Origin of the sequence: Altererythrobacter litoralis, assembly GCF_036324225.1 — a bacterium.
Taxonomy (GTDB): Bacteria; Pseudomonadota; Alphaproteobacteria; order Sphingomonadales; family Sphingomonadaceae; genus Erythrobacter; species Erythrobacter litoralis_A.
This window is the reverse complement of sequence record NZ_JAZDQV010000004.1, coordinates 83,814-100,109: the sequence shown is the minus strand read 5'-3', so window position 1 is coordinate 100,109 and position 16,296 is coordinate 83,814. Positions and strand designations below refer to the sequence as shown.

At 63.1% G+C, this 16,296-nt stretch carries 18 protein-coding genes and 1 other RNA gene; 10 read left to right on the top strand and 9 right to left on the bottom strand.

Features of this window, described 5'->3' with window-relative positions:
* The first annotated feature begins 49 nt into the window (after positions 1 to 49).
* Together VRS74_RS05490 and VRS74_RS05485 are read left to right on the top strand one after the other, a co-directional pair.
* Entirely contained in the window at positions 50 to 1,297 is a 1,248-nt protein-coding gene (locus tag VRS74_RS05490) for an N-succinylarginine dihydrolase (protein ID WP_354144243.1), read from the top strand.
* 87 nt (positions 1,298 to 1,384) lie between these two features.
* A complete protein-coding gene (locus tag VRS74_RS05485; RefSeq protein WP_354144242.1) occupies positions 1,385 to 1,633 on the top strand; it encodes a hypothetical protein in 249 nt (82 codons plus the stop codon).
* Here the strand turns inward: VRS74_RS05485 and VRS74_RS05480 are convergent.
* The 3 genes from VRS74_RS05480 to mscL all read right to left on the bottom strand — a co-directional run bounded on the left by VRS74_RS05480 (position 1,626) and on the right by mscL (position 3,025).
* Positions 1,626 to 2,015, bottom strand: a complete 390-nt coding sequence (locus tag VRS74_RS05480; protein WP_354144241.1) for a VOC family protein — start codon at positions 2,013 to 2,015, stop codon at positions 1,626 to 1,628. The two genes, VRS74_RS05485 and VRS74_RS05480, sit on opposite strands and share 8 nt — an antisense overlap.
* A gap of 58 nt (positions 2,016 to 2,073) precedes the next feature.
* Positions 2,074 to 2,419, bottom strand: a transfer-messenger RNA (tmRNA) gene (gene ssrA / locus VRS74_RS05475).
* Between the two features lie 180 nt (positions 2,420 to 2,599).
* Positions 2,600 to 3,025, bottom strand: a complete 426-nt coding sequence (gene mscL / locus VRS74_RS05470; RefSeq protein ID WP_354144240.1) for a large conductance mechanosensitive channel protein MscL — start codon at positions 3,023 to 3,025, stop codon at positions 2,600 to 2,602.
* 156 nt (positions 3,026 to 3,181) lie between these two features.
* Here mscL and VRS74_RS05465 point away from each other — a divergent pair, with 156 nt between their 5' ends.
* Genes VRS74_RS05465 through VRS74_RS05445 form a run of 5 tightly spaced genes read left to right on the top strand, consistent with a single transcriptional unit; the run spans position 3,182 to position 6,660 of the window.
* The gene (locus VRS74_RS05465; RefSeq protein WP_354144239.1) at positions 3,182 to 3,790 is read left to right on the top strand and encodes a LemA family protein; all 609 of its coding nucleotides are present in this window, start codon (positions 3,182 to 3,184) and stop codon (positions 3,788 to 3,790) included.
* Between the two features lie 8 nt (positions 3,791 to 3,798).
* On the top strand, positions 3,799 to 4,614 hold the full coding sequence (locus VRS74_RS05460) for a TPM domain-containing protein (RefSeq protein WP_354144238.1): 816 nt from the start codon (positions 3,799 to 3,801) through the stop codon (positions 4,612 to 4,614).
* A complete protein-coding gene (locus tag VRS74_RS05455) occupies positions 4,615 to 5,292 on the top strand; it encodes a TPM domain-containing protein (protein ID WP_354144237.1) in 678 nt (225 codons plus the stop codon).
* A 10-nt stretch (positions 5,293 to 5,302) separates the two neighbouring features.
* Complete coding sequence (locus VRS74_RS05450; protein WP_354144236.1) at positions 5,303 to 5,872, top strand: NUDIX hydrolase; 570 nt, start codon at positions 5,303 to 5,305, stop codon at positions 5,870 to 5,872.
* A gap of 5 nt (positions 5,873 to 5,877) precedes the next feature.
* Positions 5,878 to 6,660, top strand: coding sequence for an SDR family oxidoreductase (locus VRS74_RS05445; RefSeq protein WP_354144235.1), 783 nt, complete (start codon positions 5,878 to 5,880; stop codon positions 6,658 to 6,660).
* A 119-nt stretch (positions 6,661 to 6,779) separates the two neighbouring features.
* Here the strand turns inward: VRS74_RS05445 and VRS74_RS05440 are convergent, their stop codons facing one another.
* Genes VRS74_RS05440 through VRS74_RS05430 form a run of 3 tightly spaced genes read right to left on the bottom strand, consistent with a single transcriptional unit; the run spans position 6,780 to position 7,269 of the window.
* Complete coding sequence (locus VRS74_RS05440; protein WP_354144234.1) at positions 6,780 to 6,995, bottom strand: PspC domain-containing protein; 216 nt, start codon at positions 6,993 to 6,995, stop codon at positions 6,780 to 6,782.
* The gene (locus VRS74_RS05435; RefSeq protein ID WP_354144233.1) at positions 6,992 to 7,117 is read right to left on the bottom strand and encodes a hypothetical protein; all 126 of its coding nucleotides are present in this window, start codon (positions 7,115 to 7,117) and stop codon (positions 6,992 to 6,994) included. The genes VRS74_RS05440 and VRS74_RS05435 overlap by 4 nt, the downstream gene beginning before the upstream one ends.
* Before the next feature lie 35 nt (positions 7,118 to 7,152).
* Complete coding sequence (locus VRS74_RS05430) at positions 7,153 to 7,269, bottom strand: enoyl-CoA hydratase (protein WP_354144232.1); 117 nt, start codon at positions 7,267 to 7,269, stop codon at positions 7,153 to 7,155.
* Between the two features lie 239 nt (positions 7,270 to 7,508).
* Here VRS74_RS05430 and recF point away from each other — a divergent pair, with 239 nt between their 5' ends.
* A complete protein-coding gene (gene recF / locus VRS74_RS05425; RefSeq protein WP_354144231.1) occupies positions 7,509 to 8,585 on the top strand; it encodes a DNA replication/repair protein RecF in 1,077 nt (358 codons plus the stop codon).
* Here recF and VRS74_RS05420 read toward each other — a convergent pair.
* Positions 8,582 to 9,292 carry an arylesterase gene (locus VRS74_RS05420; RefSeq protein WP_354144230.1) on the bottom strand — a complete coding sequence of 237 codons (711 nt, stop codon included), beginning with the start codon at positions 9,290 to 9,292 and terminating at the stop codon, positions 8,582 to 8,584. The genes recF and VRS74_RS05420 overlap by 4 nt on opposite strands.
* A gap of 48 nt (positions 9,293 to 9,340) precedes the next feature.
* Here VRS74_RS05420 and VRS74_RS05415 point away from each other — a divergent pair, with 48 nt between their 5' ends.
* On the top strand, positions 9,341 to 10,045 hold the full coding sequence (locus tag VRS74_RS05415; protein WP_354144229.1) for an ABC transporter ATP-binding protein: 705 nt from the start codon (positions 9,341 to 9,343) through the stop codon (positions 10,043 to 10,045).
* A complete protein-coding gene (locus tag VRS74_RS05410) occupies positions 10,042 to 12,561 on the top strand; it encodes an ABC transporter permease (RefSeq protein ID WP_354144228.1) in 2,520 nt (839 codons plus the stop codon). Before VRS74_RS05415 ends, VRS74_RS05410 begins: the two co-directional genes overlap by 4 nt.
* A gap of 36 nt (positions 12,562 to 12,597) precedes the next feature.
* On the opposite strand, the gene VRS74_RS05405 is transcribed toward VRS74_RS05410, so the two are convergent.
* Both VRS74_RS05405 and VRS74_RS05400 read right to left on the bottom strand, forming a co-directional pair.
* Positions 12,598 to 13,431 (bottom strand): hypothetical protein, encoded by an 834-nt coding sequence (locus tag VRS74_RS05405; RefSeq protein ID WP_354144227.1) that lies wholly within the window; start codon positions 13,429 to 13,431, stop codon positions 12,598 to 12,600.
* A 118-nt stretch (positions 13,432 to 13,549) separates the two neighbouring features.
* A complete protein-coding gene (locus VRS74_RS05400) occupies positions 13,550 to 16,135 on the bottom strand; it encodes a TonB-dependent receptor (protein ID WP_354144226.1) in 2,586 nt (861 codons plus the stop codon).
* Between the last annotated feature and the right edge of the window lie 161 nt (positions 16,136 to 16,296).

The following is a 16,296-nucleotide window of genomic DNA, read 5'->3' as shown; positions in this document are numbered from 1 at the left end:
ATAGGAAGTACGACCCTTCGACAGGCTCAGGGCGAACGGAGATTTGGGTTTGCTGCAAGAAATCAATTTCGACGGAATTGTCGGCCCCAGCCATAATTACGCGGGCTTGAGCCTGGGGAACATCGCCAGCGCAAAGCATCAGGGCAATGTCTCCTACCCGCGCGCGGCTGCGTTGCAGGGCGTGGCGAAGATGCGCGGAAACCTTGCCCGGCTGGGCGTGCAGGGCTTCCTCCTGCCTTTGCCCCGGCCCAATGACGGCTTGCTGCGCGCGCTGGCAGTCGACGAGACTGCCGAGAGGGGCTTGCTCGCCGCAGCATGGTCGGCCAGCAGCATGTGGACCGCCAACGCCGCCACAGTCAGCCCCGCGCCCGACACGGCAGACGGCAAATGTCACCTGACCCCCGCCAACCTCGTCACCATGATCCATCGCGCGCAGGAATGGCCCGACACTAAGCGCCAGCTCGAAATCGCCTTCGGCAATCGCGAGCATTTCACCTTGCACGATGCGGTGCCGCCGAGCTTCGGCGACGAAGGCGCGGCCAACCACATACGGCTATGCGCCAGCCATGGCGAGCCGGGCGTGGAAGTGTTCGTCTATGGGAAACCCGGTGGCAAATTTCCCGCACGCCAGCATGTCGAGGCCTGCCGAGCGGTGGCCCGCCTGCATGGCCTTGTTCCCGAACGCGCAGTCTTCGTCGAACAGAACCCCGCCGCGATCGAAGCCGGCGCCTTTCACAATGATGTGGTGGCAGTCGCCAATGAAGGCGTGATCTTCGCGCATGAGCTTGCCTTTGCCGACCGGCAGGCCGCTTACGACGCAATGCGCAAGGCTTTCCCAGCGCTGCAGGTGGTCGAAGTACCGGACAGTGCGGTTAGCCTCGCCGAAGCGATCAAGACCTACCTCTTCAACGCTCAGCTTGTGACTCTTCCCGAAGGCGGAATGGTGCTGATCGTGCCCGAAGAATGCCGCGAATCGCCAAGCGTCTGGCGCTGGTGCGAGCAGATGATCGCTTCGAACGGCCCGATCCGCCAGGTGATCCCGGTGGACGTGCGCCAGTCGATGGCAAATGGCGGCGGCCCTGCCTGCTTGCGCCTGCGTGTGGTGGCGGACCCGGAGACTGTCGATCCGCGCTTCCTTCTGAGTGAAGCGAAGGCGGAACTGCTCGAGTCGGTCATTGCGGCGAACTGGCCCGAGCAGATCGATCCCGCCGACCTGGGTAGCGAAGCTCTCAAAAACAGTGTCACATCGGCACGTTATGCCCTGCTGGAAGCGCTGGACCTCACCGAACTAGGTTAACGCGCTGGACACCAAGCGCGCCATCAATAGGATAACCTCCTGTTAACCACCCGCGCCTTGTCGCGGCGGATTCGAAAGAGGCTCCTGATGCTGCGCAAGATCGGTCGGCTGTTCGTGATCAAGACGCGCTGGGAAGCGTATCTTATCATCTACGCGCTGGCCCTGGGGGCGATGACCCGCGGCGCACATTACACGCTCCAATATCCCGGCTTCGGTGGCTATTTGCTCTGGGCTGCGACCGCTGGCGCAGTGTTCCTTGGCGGCGCGAAGATTCTCGACGCGATCCGTTATGAGCAGGAAAAGCGCGAACGCGAAGAATCGAACGAAGCTAGCTAGCTTCGGGCCGCGGCCCGATCAGGCAAAAACCATGTCCGAAGGGATCGCTGCAAAAGGCGACGTCGGGCAAGGCCCCTCCCCCCGCCTTCTGTTCCGCACGCCCACCCGCGCGAACAATTGCAGCGAGCGTCTCTTCAAACTCCTCGACATGGAAATCGGCATGAACCGGCGTCCAGTGCCGTCCATAGTCGCGGATATCGTCTGAGCCGGGGGCTGGCCTCGTCCCGGCATCTTTCTGCATCAACCCGATCCGCGCCTTGCCATTCGTCATGATGACGAAGTTCGGCAGCGGCCGCACCCGCTCCTCGAAACCGAGCGCATCGCGATAGAACGCGATCCCCTGATCGAGATCGGGAACATCGATCGTGACGACAATGTGCATGGAAGGCTTCTCCGATTGAGAAGGTGGGGGATTCTGTTGCTAGGCTCCCCCGGGCCCCCGGTATCCGTTCTGTTGCCCGGTCGGTCCAACCGCGCTTTAGCTTTGTAAATTCAGGCCGTTAGGCCGTCACATTACGCAGCAATAGCGAGTGCTTCGTTATCGTTGGCACTTGTGTGTTTTGAACAGTTTTACGGGGTACTCAGCCCGGGTGAAAACAACGTTTTTCAACACACGTCGATCCTGGTTCGGCCCCGTCATAACCCCCGGATTTTGCCGGGTTTTGTGGTGGAGCCGCCGGGTACTGCCCCCGGGTCCGTTGTGCCTATTGCACGCCGCAGTTTATCACCATAGCCGGCCGAAACCGGCAGGCCCTATATAGGCATTGCAGCATTAATGGGAAGTGGATGGGAATCTAGGCGAGGATTGGCGCGTATCGGCGGCAAAGCCGCCGCAAGGGCGACCGCCCGCCCGCAGCGACGCGATCTTTGATCGTGTGAGCGAGGAAATCGCAGGCCCGGAGGGGCCTGCGGAAAAAAGAAGACCTGAATTCTCGCTTTCACGGGAATGAAGAAGGATCGACGCCCCTACTTCTTCAGCGCGTCGCGGATTTCGGTCAGCAATTCGATCTCGGTCGGGCCGGAGGGTGCAGGCGGCGCCTCTTCCTGCTTCTTCATCAGCTTGTTGGCCTGCCGCACCAGCAGGAAGATGACGAAGGCGAGGATCAGGAAATTGATCAGCGCAGTAAGGAAGGCGCCGTATCCGATCATCGCTGCCCCCGCTTCCTTGAGCGCAGCATAATCGGTCATCGAACCTTCGTATCCCGCAGGCGCGCTGAGCAGGATGAACTTGCTGGTGAAATCGACGCCGCCAAAGATGGCGCCGACGAAAGGCATGATGATGTCGCCAGTCAGCGAAGTGACGATCGTGCCGAATGCACCGCCGATAATCACGGCAACCGCCAGGTCGAGCACATTGCCCTTGGCGATGAAGGCCTTGAATTCCGAAAGCATGCTATCCTCCTCATTTAGCCGGGGAAGGCGCGCAGTCTTGCACTGCCCCCCGCGCTTGCCAAGCCTCGGATCTGCTTGAATATCCACAGGGGTGTCCTATAATCCCAACACAGATGCCCGCCCCCCTTTGCCGGGCCATGTCCGAAAGGAATTCCGATGAATTTCGCCGTTGCACTCCGCCGTTTCGCGCTTGCCGCCGGCCTTGCGCTCAGCCTGTCCGCCTGCGGGATCAACTCGGTCCCCACCGCTGAAGAAAACGCCAAGGCCAAGTGGGCCGATGTCGAGGCGCAATTCCAGCGCCGGGCCAACCTCATCCCCAATCTCGCGGAAGTGGTGCGCGGCGCCGGTGAAAACGAACGCTCGATCCTGACCGAAGTGACCGAGGCGCGCGCCCGCGCCACCAGCGTCAACATCGATGCGAACGATCTGGGCGATGCCGAAAAGATGGCCGAGTTCCAGGCCGCACAGGCGCAGCTGGGCGCAGGGATCGGCCGCCTGCTGGCGAGCTTCGAGGCCTATCCGCAGATCCAGTCGAACCAGAACTATCTGGCGCTGCAGAGCCAGCTCGAAGGGACGGAAAACCGCATCGCCGTGTCCATCCGCGACTATAACGAAGCGGTTCGCCAGTATAACACCACCATCCGCACCTTCCCCGACATCATCGGCGCGAAGGTGATCCATGGCGCCGAGCCGATGGTGCCTTATGAAGCCGTCACCGAAGGCGCCGAAGTCGCTCCCGAACTCGACATGACATCGGGCAACTGAGCCAGCCGGTGCGCGCGCTTGCGCTGATCCTGGCTGCGTTCGCGGCGCTGATTTCCGCACCCGTTGCGGCGCAGGAATTCCCTGCGCTGACCGGGCGCGTGGTCGATGCCGCAAACATCATTCCCGATGCGACCGAGGCCGAACTCAACCGGAAGCTCGAAGAACTCGAAGCGCAAACGCAGCGGCAATTGGTCATCGCGACAATTCCCGACCTGCAGGGCTATGATATCGCCGATTACGGCTACCAGCTTGGCCGGGCCTGGGGCATCGGCGATGCGGAGCGCAATGACGGGGCGCTGCTGATCGTCGCGCCCAGTGAGCGCAAGGTGCGGATCGAGGTCGGCTACGGGCTTGAGGGCTATCTCACCGATGCGCTCTCATCGCTCATCATCAACAACGCCATCCTGCCGCGCGCACGCGAGGGCGACCTGGCGGGCGGGATCGTGGCGGGCACCGATGCGATTATCCAGCAATTGCAATTGCCCGAGGAAGAGGCGCGCGCCATTGCCGCCGACGCCGGGAAAAAGCGCGAAAGCGACAGCGGATTTCCCGTTGGCGCGATCTTCTGGATCGCATTCATCCTGTTCTTCTTCGTGCTGCCGATGCTGCGCGGGCGCCGCCGGCGCAGGCGCTATCGCGGCAAAGGCCGCGACTTCGGCGACACCGTGGGCGACATCATCCTGTGGGAGGTCGGCTCTGCCATCCTGCGCGGTGCGCTCTCTGGCGGGGACGATTGGGGTGGCGGAGGCGGCGGCTTCGGCGGCGGCGGCTTTTCGGGCGGCGGCGGCAGTTTCGGGGGCGGCGGCGCCTCCGGGGGGTGGTAAATGGGGCGCTATCTGACAAGCGAACAGCACCGGATCGTTTCCGATGCCGTTGCACAAGCCGAACTGCACACCAGCGGCGAGATCGTGACCGTGCTTGCCGATCGCAGCGACGGTTACTCCGATGTCGCGCTGTGGTGGTCGATCGCTGCGGCTTTCACCGCGATGACGGCCATCGCATTGTTCCCGCAATTCTACATGTCGAAACTGGAACTGCTTGGCGGCGGTTGGAACCACCAATGGACCACCGGCGAGCTCTTCGGCCTGCTCACCGCAGTTGGCCTGCTCAAATTCTTCGCCGTGCTGCTGGTCCAGCAATGGCAATGGCTCAAGTTCGCGCTGATTCCTGCGCCGGTTAAACATGCACGCGTGCACGATGCGGCGATCAAGCACTTCAAGGTGGGGGCCGAGCGGCGCACCCATGGCCGCACCGGTGTGCTGATCTACCTTTCGATGCGGGAGCACCGCGCCGAGATCGTTGCAGACGAAGCGATTGCGGGGCAAGTCCAGCCCGAGGTCTGGGGCCAGGCCATGGCCGACATGCTCGAGCAGATTCGCCGCGGGTGCATGGCTGAAGGGCTGGCGGCCGGGGTGCGCGATGTTGGCGAAGTGCTCAGCCAGCACTTCCCGCGCGACGAGCATGACGAGAACGAGTTGCCCGACCGGCTGATCGAAGTCTAACGCTCATCGGATGAGTGATCCCGATTCCGCTCCTCCGAGCGACCCCGATGCCGCAAAGCCCGAAACCATCGAGTGGCAGGGCAAGTTCGTCACCGCCAAGACGCGCGGCCGGTGGGAATATGTCGCGCGATCGCGCGGGATTCGCGCCGCCGCGATCATCGCAATCGACGACGAGGGCCATGTCATCCTGGTCGAGCAATATCGCGTGCCGCTGGGGCGCATCTGCCTCGAGATTCCCGCCGGGCTGATCGGCGATGACGAGAGCAAGGCCGGCGAAGCCGACGAAGAGGCCGCGCTACGCGAGTTGGAGGAAGAAACCGGCTATCGCGCGGCGCGGATCGAAAACCTTGGCGAATTCTATTCCAGCCCCGGCATGGTCTCCGAAAGCTTTACCCTGCTGCGCGCGCATGGCCTTACCAAGGTTGGCGAAGGCGGCGGAACCGCCAGCGAGGATATCAGGGTTCACCGCGTTCGCTTGCGCGACTTGCCGCAATTCGTTGCGGAACGGCGCGCGAAGGGGCACGGTGTCGACGTGCGTGTCGCCATGCTGATGGCGGCTGGATTTATCGGAGAGGATTGAAGGCTATGGCAGGACGGTGTGCGGGCAAGCTTGCGCTGGTAACGGGTGCGGCACAGGGACTGGGCGCTGCCCATTCGCGACGGCTGGCGGAAGAAGGCGCGCGGGTGCTGTGCACCGACATCAATGGCGCGGGCGCCGAAGCGGTTGCCGCGGCGATCAATGCCGACCTTGGCGCAGGCACAGCCTATGCCGTGCAGCACGACGTCACCGATCCCGTGGCGTGGGAGGCCGCAGTCGACGCGGCGCGCGACAACCTTGGCGGGCTCAACGTGCTGGTTAATAACGCCGGGATCGGCGTGGGAGGCAATATCGAGACCTGCAAGTTCGAAGACTGGAAGCGCTGCTTTTCCGTGAATGTCGATTCAATCTTTCACGGCTGCCAGAAGGCGCTGCCGCTGATGCGCGAGCATGCGCCGGGATCGATCGTCAATATCTCGAGCATCGCGGGCCTGATCGCGAGCGACACCATGCCTGCCTACAATTCGTCAAAGGCGGCGGTGTGGATGCTGACCAAGTCGATCGCACTCCATTGCGCGAAAAAGAACATGCAGATCCGGTGCAATTCGGTGCACCCCACCTTTGTCGACACGCCGATCCTCGACGGGACCGCGCGGAACCATAATCTCGACAAGGATGTGCTGATGGAAAAGCTGGCCCGGCAGATTCCGCTGAAATTCGTGGGCGAACCCAACGATATCGCCAATGCGGTGGTCTATCTGGCGAGCGATGAAAGCCGTTTCATGACCGGAGCGGAGCTGAAGCTCGACGGCGGCATTTCGGCGATGTGATGTGAAGCGCGCATTCGGATAGCGGATACAAAAGAGGGGCCAAGCTGGCCCCTCCCGGTTTGTTCAAGATCGTTGCGCAGCGGTCCGAAAAACCGGGGACCGCTTTTTCTTCGCTGCGCTCAATCCGCGATCAGCGCGATCGCGAGATAGACCAGGATCAGCGATCCGAAGCCAATCACAGTGCCGGCAACGAAGCCAAGGCGCACGACCAGCGGATCGATCCCGAAGTAATCGGCGATGCCGGCGCATACGCCGAAGATCTTGCCGTCCTGCTTGTCGAGGTGGAAACCGCGGCTGGGCGCGCCACCGACGGGGTTGGGATCGAGCTGGTTCATGCGACAACTCCCGAAAGCGGGGTGGCATAATCGATAACCGTCGCCATCATGACGGCGGACATCGCAAGCGAAGCGACAGCAGCGAACATGCGGTTGCCGATATCGAAACGGGAAAACATCATCTAACTCCTTTTCTGAACCTTGTGAGCCTGTTCAATCAGGCGAACATGAGGGGGCTGCCGGGAACGATCGTTGCGGCCATCACGGCAGCGGAAAGAACGAGCGAGGTAATCGCGGCAAAAAGCTTGTTGGTGGTGTCTGCATTGAAAAACATTGTCTCTAACTCCTGTTTGTAACTCTCCGGCGAAGTATTTCGCGGGACACCCAACTGTCTGCAGGAGGTGTGCCAATTTCGAAAAATGGCGGAATTCTGCGGTTTTTTGATTTTCCACCTCACAACACGCCATTCACTGATCCGAAAGGTTAGTGTTTTTCACCATATTTCAGGATCGTTGATTTCACGTCAGTCGAAAGTGGCCAATTCCGCCCGGGATGCTAAGCGCTGGGGCAGCCATGGCGCTCGATCGCATCGCCCTTTCGCACTTCCGCAACCACCGCCAGACCGAACTGGGCGGAACGGCGCAGCTCAACCTGCTGGTGGGCGAGAACGGTGCAGGCAAGACCAACATCCTTGAGGCGCTTTCGCTGCTCGCACCGGGGCGCGGGTTGCGACGCGCTGCGCTTTCGGAGCTCGCAGGCCCCGATGGCGGCGGTGGTTTCCAGATCGGGGCAAGCCTGAACGAGCAAGGACATGAGAGTGCGCGGATCGGCACTTTCGTCGAGCCGGAGCGGCCAGGGCGGCGACTGGTGCGGATCAACGGGGCGGAGGCCAGCGCGCAAAGCCTGGGCGAATGGCTCGCAATCGGATGGCTGACCCCGGCAATGGACGGGCTGTTTATGGACAGCGCGGGTGCGCGGCGACGCTATATGGACCGGCTGGCACTGGCGATCGACCCGACCCATGCGCGCGCCGTGTCGCGCTTCGAGACCGCGCTGCGCGAACGCAACAAGCTGCTCGAAGACAGCCGCGACGCCACCTGGCTCGAAGCAATCGAAGCGCAGTTGGCCGAACACGGCGCGCAAGTGACCGCCGGGCGCGCAGCATTGGTTGCGACACTGGCGGACGAGCTGACTGCCCTGCCCGACCAGCCATTCGCCCGCCCGATCCTCACCTACCGCCCCGGTGGCCCCGCCACGCGCGAGGAACTGCGTGCGGAACTCGCGCGCCACCGCAATCGCGACCGGGCTGCCGGACGGACGCTTACCGGGCCGCATCGCGACGAGCTGGAGGTCGTGATGTCAGGCAGCGGCCAGCCGGCCAGCTCCTGCTCGACCGGCGAGCAAAAGGCGATGCTGATTGCGATCACTCTCGCGCATGCCGCGCTTGCGGCGGAGGGCCGCCCGGGCGTCCTGCTGCTCGACGAGGTCGCCGCGCATCTCGACCCGGTGCGGCGCGCCGCATTGTTCGAGCGGTTGCGGATCGGCCGCGCACAGGTGTGGCTGACCGGGACCGAACCCGCTCCGTTCGAGGATATATTGGGCGAAGCCGCCGTCTGGCGGATCAGCCGCGGGACCGCAGAACGGCTTTAGCCGCTTTCCTCACTCGGGGGCAAAGCCTCCGAAACCTGGCCGATAGTCGCTGCCACCAGTTCTTCGATGCCATCCTCGGTCGGATGGATCCGGTCAGACTGGAACAGCGACGGGTCCTGGTAAATCGCCTCGAGCCAGAACGGCACCAGTGCCGCGCCATACTCGCGCGCCAGATCCGCATAGAGCGCATCGAATTGCGCCTGGTATTCGGGGCCGTAGTTCGGCGGCGCGCGCATTCCCATGATCAGAGCCGGGATGCCGCGCGCCTTGAGCTCCGTAAGAATTGCAGCGAGGTTCGCGCGCGTTTGTTCGGGCGAGAGGCCGCGCAGCAAATCATTGCCGCCCAGCTCAAGGATAAAAAGATCGGGCTTTTCCGCCTGTGCATCGAGCGTGAATGTCAGCCGCTGCAGCCCCGCGGCACTGGTGTCGCCCGAAATGCCCGCATTGGCGACCTGCGCATTGATCCCGCGCGCGCGCAGCGCAGCCTCCAGCCGCGCCGGATAGCTCGCCTCCTTCGCGACATTATAGCCCGCGAACAGGCTGTCCCCGAAGGCGAGGATATTGCGCTCCGGCCCCATTATGGGAACCGTCGCCACTTCTGCTGCATTGGTATCGGAACCCGCGCCTGCCGGATCGTCGGCGGGCACATCCGCCCCACAGGCTGCGAGGAACAGCGCGAGCATGATCGACCAAACGCCTTTTGCCATCTGCGAGTCTCCTTGTGCGGCCCCCTCCCCTATGCGAATGCGTAACCCGTGACAAAGCCCCCTCTCGCAATATCCGCCCGAAATCTCACACTCACGCTCGGCATCGCTGCCGCGCCGGTCGAAATCCTGCGCGGGCTCGACCTCGACATCGCTTCGGGCGAAGTCGTGGCGCTGCTCGGCGCTTCCGGTTCGGGCAAGAGCTCACTGATGGCGGTGATGTCCGGCCTGGAACGCGCGACGAGCGGCGCCTTGATGGTCGCCGGAGCCGATTTCACGTCGATGGACGAGGATGCACTGGCACAGGCGCGCCGCGGCCGCATCGGCATCGTCCTGCAGGCCTTCCACCTCTTGCCGACCATGACCGCAGCCGAGAATGTCGCCACGCCGATGGAACTGCATGGGGTCGCCGATGCGCGCGAACGCGCAGTGGACGAGCTGAAGGCAGTCGGCCTGGGCCACCGGCTCGACCATTATCCCACCCAGCTGTCGGGCGGTGAGCAGCAACGCGTGGCGATTGCCCGCGCAATCGCGCCGCGCCCGGAACTGATCTTCGCCGACGAACCCACCGGCAATCTAGACGCTGCCACCGGCAAGGACATCATCGAGCTGTTGTTCGCACGCCGTGCGGAAACCGGCGCGACGCTGCTGATGATCACGCATGACCGCGCGCTTGCCGAACGGTGCGAGCGGGTTGTCACCATGGCCGACGGCGTGATCGTTTCCGACACCGCGTCGGCCAGCGCCGCAGCATGAACCAGCACCTGACCTGGGGAGCGGCCTGGCGCATCGCCCGGCGCGACCTGAATGCCCGCTTCAGGGGCCTCAGGCTGCTGCTCGTGTGCATCTTTCTTGGCACTGCCGCGCTCGCCGCGATCGGCACGCTGACTGCCGCGATCGAACGCGAATTGGCAAATCGCGGGCAGGAACTGCTCGGCGGCGATCTCGAAGTCGAAGTGTGGCAGCGCGACCTTTCCGATGAGGAAAAGGCGGCGCTGAGCGAATATGGCGAAATCTCGGGCGGCACTCGGATGCAGGCGATGGCGAGCACGCCCGATGCCGCCGCGCCAATCGAACTTAAAGCGGTCGACGCCAAATGGCCGCTCTACGGCACGCTTACGCTCAAGGACGGGCGAAGCGTGGGCACCCCGACAGCAGGCGAAGCATGGCTAGGCCAGGGGGCGCTCGACAGGCTGGACATCGCAGTGGGCGACCGCTTCCGTGTCGGTACGGCAGAACTTGTCGCCGCCGGGGTGATCGACAACGAGCCCGATCGCCTGTCCGAAGGGTTCCAACTCGGCCCCACGGTGATCGTGGCAGAGGAATATCCGCTGCGCGCCGGGCTGATTGCGCCGGGCACGCTTTATGAGAGCAAATACCGCGTCGCCTTCAGCGGCACTGACGATCCGGCGGATGTTGCCGAAGCGCTCGAAGCGCGCCTTCCCAATGCCGGGTTCGATTTCCGCACCCGCGACCGCGCATCGCCCGGGGCCGACCGCTTCGTGCGCAACATGAGCGACTTCCTCACCCTTGTCGGGCTTGCCGCGCTGGTGATTGCAGGGATCGGGATTGGTGGCGGGGTAGCTTCCTATCTCGACGCGCGGCGCAATTCGATCGCCACGCTCAAGGTACTCGGCGCATCGAGCAGAGACATTGTGCGCATCTATGGGCTTCAGGTCGGCGCTGCCGCATTGGTCGGCAGCATCGCGGGGATCGCCACCGGTGTGCTGGTGACCCCGCTGCTGGGCGCCGCCTTGCAAGGCCTGCTGCCGGTCGAAACCGGCTTCGTGATCGAACCTGCGCCATTGGCGCTGGCCGCGGCCTATGGCCTGCTGGTTGCCTTCGCTTTCGCTGCGACCCCGCTGCTGCGCGCCCGAGCCTTCCCTGCGATGGCGCTGATGCGGGCTCGCGTTACGCCGCTGGCGCGCGACTGGCGCGCCCTGGCCTGGACGGGCGCAGGGATTGCCGCGATCTGCGCCCTCGCCCTGCTTACAACGTCGCAGCCTATGCTATCGGGCGGGTTCCTTATCGGCGCGGGCGGCGCTCTGATTGCGCTGGCGCTGATCGGACTTGCGATCCGCATCGCCGCAAAGCGCGCGCCGCGCACCACCAATCCGCTGCTACGCGCAGCAGTGGCCAATCTTCACCGCCCCGGCGCACCCACAGGGGCGCTGGTGACCGCACTCGGCTTCGGCCTCGCCGCTTTCGTACTGCTCGCCGCGATCCAGAGCGCGATCGACGGCAATATCCAGCAACGCGTGCCGCGCGAAGCGCCCGACTATTTCGTGCTCGACATTCCGCGCGACGGCGAAAGCGATTTCCGCGCGCTGGTGACCGGCCTCGATCCCAATGCTTCGATCCGCACCGTTCCAGCACTGCGCGGTTCGGTGCTCGCCTATGGCAGCAAGGGCAAAATGACCCGCGTCGCCGACCTCAAGGAAATTCCCGAAGGCGCATGGGTGCTGCGCGGCGAACGCGGGCTGACCTATTCGGACACGCTGCCTCCGGGCAATTCGCTGGTCGAAGGCGAATGGTGGAACGAAGGCTATGACGGTGAGCCGCTGGTTTCGGTCGAAGCCGATTTCGCGCGCGCGATCGACCTCAAGCCCGGCGATTACCTCACCATCGGCGTGCTCGGGATCGAACGCGACGTGCGCGTGGCGAATTTGCGCGTGATCGACTGGGAAAGCATGGGCTTCAACTATGCCCTCGTCTTCTCAAGCAATGCGATCTCCGATGCGCCGCACAACCTCGCTGCGACGATCGAACTGTCGGACAAGAGCGTTTCGGGCGAATTGCTGCGGCAGATGGTGGCACGCTTCCCGTCGAGCTCGATGATTGAGATCGGCCAGGTGCTGGTCGAAGCACGCACTATCCTTGAGCAGGTCGGCGCGGCGACGCTGGCCGCCGCCTCGGTCGCGGTCCTGGCCGGGCTCGCGGTGCTGATGGGCGCGATCGCCGCGGCCCGCGCATCGCGCACCTATGACACGGTGGTCCTGCGCGTGCTCGGCGCAAGCCGCCGACAGGTACTGGGCATGCAACTCGCCGAATACGGCCTGCTGGCACTCTTGCTGGCTGTCGTAGCGCTGGCGCTTGGTTCCACCCTCGCCTGGTTCGTGATTATCGAGCTGTTCGAATTCGACTGGCTGCCGAACTGGCGTCAGGTGCTGGGCGTGCTCGGCATCGGGCTGGTGCTGGTGCTCGGTTTCGCGCTGGGCGGTTCGCTGCCGCTTCTCAAGGCCAAGCCCGCGCAGGCGCTGCGCGAGCTCTAGCCCTGAAAAGGCAGCTGCCGGCTTGGTAGCCCGGCCCTATTCCGCTGTTTCGCTGCCGACGAGCTCGCTGTGCACCACCGCACCAAACGTTGACCCGAGCACAGCCAGCAGCACCGCCAGGACCGCGAAGATAACCACCATGCCGAAAATCGCGCCGATGGCGGGGCCGACATCGCCCTGTGACAAGCCGATGATCGTCCCGAAGAACATGGCGAACGGCACGCCGACTGCCACAATCGCAATGGCGATGTACACCAGCAGCGAGAGGAAAATGCCCAGCACCTTCCCCTTGGTGAGCTGCCAGCTGCGGACAATTGCGGTGATTGGATTGCGAACACCCTCGACTGCCACCACAGGCGGAAGGATGATCAGGCGACAGGCCAGGTAGATCAAGAGCGCGGCCAAGGCGATGCTCCAGACTCCCTGCGCAATCACTCCAGCCATCGCCACTCCTTCGCCCACCATGCCAAGCACCAGCAAGCCGACGAGATAGCCCAGCAACAGCAGGACGGTCGTACCCAGCAGCGTAAGGCCATTGGCGAAGCCGGAACTGAAGGCATCCCCAAAGCTCGTTTGCACCAGCGGCGATGCCATGCGGCTCATCGCGGCACTCTGCGCCGACGCTATGTACACATAGCCGAGGTAGATGATCGCCATGAACAGCAGCATGCCCAGGCCCATCGCGCCAAGGGCATTGGGGTCGCCTTCAAGCGCGGCGACAGACACCGATGCCCCTATAAACATGAATGCGACCGCGGAAACGAACATCTGGATCGCGAAATAAACGAGCCACAATCCAACCAGGCTGCCCAGCCGCGCCTTTACTATTTCAAGTACGGTGCCCCAGACCTTCGATACGCTGACTTGCATGTGATCCCCCTCACAAAGACAAACTGCAAGTCAATGCAACACAATCGCGTCGATTGCGCAATGAAGAAGGGGCCGGCTTTCACCGACCCCTCCAGTATTTGCTTCAGGACGCTAACCGTCAGAACTTGTAGCGAACCACACCGCCATAAGTGCGCGGTGCGCTGGGATAACCCGAAACCGTGCCGGCCTGCGCGACGCCGTCGAACACCGTGAGGATGTACTTGTCGTCAAGCAGGTTGCGTGCCCATGCACCGATCTCGAAACCGTTCTCGAGCGCCAGCGTGATCGACGCATTGACCAGGTTCACTTCGCGCATGAAGTTGTTCGGGCCATAGGTCGGCAAGCCGTTGTTGATGCGGGTGTTGCTCTCATGCGCATAGTCGAGGCGGCTGATCAGGCGATGGCCCGCGTCGAATTCATGCGTGTAGGTTGCCGAGGTGGCGAGGTTCCATGACGGAATGCCACCCGGGCGCTCGCCCGAAAGATCGCCCACCGGGCTTTCGGTGAAGCTGTCGTACAGCGGATCGAGATAGGTCGCCGCAAAGGTGAAGACGAGCCCGTCAGCCGGATTGATCCGCGTGTCGAGTTCGAAGCCCTTCACCGACTGTTCGCCCGCATTGTTGAGCTGGAAGCCCGTGCCGGTGAACAGGAAGCTCTGGAAGCCCTTCAGCGTCTGGTCGAACAGCGCCAGATTGATGTTCACGCCCGGGAGCGAAGCCTTCAGGCCAACTTCCCAGACCTTCGCTTCTTCCGGACCGGCAAAGCGCGAACCGGTGGTCAGGTTCGGAACGCCCAGCCCGCCGTCGCGGATCGGCGACGAAGGTGCGAGGATCGACGAGCGATACGGGCCGGGGATATAGTCCCCAAACAGCGGGCGCGAATCGCGCGACAGATTGACCGAGCTCGCCTTGAAGCCGGTCGCGTAGCTGAAATAGACATTCACGCGATCCGAAACGTCATAGGCGGCGCGCAGCGTGTAGCTGAAGTCGTCGTCGCGGGTCTTCCCGTCCTCAACCGCATTGGGAATGTTGAGGAACGGCGGCTGGAACTGGAACGGTGCCAGCGCCAGCAGCTGGTTGGTGGCGGGATTGATGGCCTGGCTCGCGATGAACTGGAACACCGGCGCAGTCGCCTGGCCCGTCGCAAAGCTCTGGATCACCGCCGGGGTGACCTGGCTGGTCGGGATGGACAGCGCCTGCGCGATACCGCCGACGATATAGGCATCGACGAGGTTGATGTTTGCGAGTTCGTCGTAGGAAGTCTGGCTAAGCGCGAAATCCTTCTTGTCCTTGGTGTAGTTGAACCCGCCAGTCAGGACGAGGCCGTCGAACACTTCGAAATCCACCGTGCCGAAGATCGACCACGAGGTGTTGTCCATCGAATAGCTCTCGGCGGTGAGCGCACCGGGCGAGAAGATGCTGTTCTGCGGAAGGCCAAGCCCGGCTTCGACACCGTTGAACACCAGCGGGTTGCCGGCCAACAGCGAGAAGAACGGCCGGGCAGCTGCCCCGGTGATCAGGTCGCTTTCCTGATTGATCTTCTCGTCGAAGTAGAAGCCGCCCAGCAGGAAGTTGATCGGGCCGTCGAAATCGGAGGCGATCCGCAATTCCTGAGTGAAGGTATCGACCTTCTGGTCGCGGATTTCATTGACGATGTCGGCGCTGGTGAAGTCGACGTCCTGGTCGACGAAGTTCTTCAGTTCGCGATACGCGGTGATCGAGGTCACCGAGATCGGGCCGGTTTCCCAATCCATCTGGACCGAGCCGCCGTAATTGTCGACCTGGTTGACCGGAACGCGATTGAGATAGGCGTCATAGCTGAAGAAATCGGTGCTCAGCGCGCCGCCAACGCCGACGACTGCCGCAGCCGTGGGGCCGGCCACCAGCGTGCTGACGGTGCAGCAGGATTCATCGATGCTGGAATAATCGGCGATCGCGCGGATGCGCAGGTCGGCGGTCGGTTCGATCAGCAGCTGGCCGCGAGCGGTCCAGCGATTGCGGTCCGACAGGTCCTTGTCGAGATTGACGATGCGGGCATAGCCGTCGCGCTTGTTGTAGCTGCCGTCGAGCGAGAAGGCGATATTCTCGCTGATGGGTCCGGTAACGTCGCCCTTGATCTGGATGTTGTTGAAATTGCCGTAGCTGGCTTCGACGCCGCCACCGAATTTGAACTGCGGTTCGCGGGTGATGACCGAGATCACACCGGCAGAGGCGTTCTTGCCGAACAGGGTCGACTGCGGGCCGTTGAGCACTTCGATGCGCTGGACGTTGGCAAGGTCGTTGAGCGACGAGGCCGAGCGCGAACGGAACACGCCGTCGATGAAGACGCCGACCGAAGGCTCGATGCCGAAGTTGTTGTCGCCATTGCCGAAGCCGCGGATGATGAAGGTCGAGGACGACGAGTTCTGCAGCTGGCTGACACGCAGCGAAGGCGCCACGGTCTGCAGGTCGAGTACGTCGCGGATCTGCGCCTGTTCAAGCGTTTCGCCCGAAGTCACTGAAACCGAAATCGGCGTTTGCTGCAGCGTCTGTTCGCGCTTGGTCGCGGTCACGACGATCACATTGCTGGCGAATTCCTCACCTTCGTCGGACGCAGCGTCCTGCGCCTGCGCTGCAGCAGGCATGGCAAGGGCAATGGCCGCCGCGCCGGTGAAAAGCGCAACGCGGGGCGAGCCGGCAAAATTGCCGGACAGAATAGAACGCATGATATCTCCTCTCTTGAACGACCGGGGATGGAGATGCTGCCTGGAGAGAAACATCGACCCTGATCCTTGCCGCCCCTAGTAGGAGAGCGTTGGAATCATAACAAGATTCATCGGTGTAGCGCGACATCGTCGCCGCTCCGTGTTGCTGCAGCGACACACCT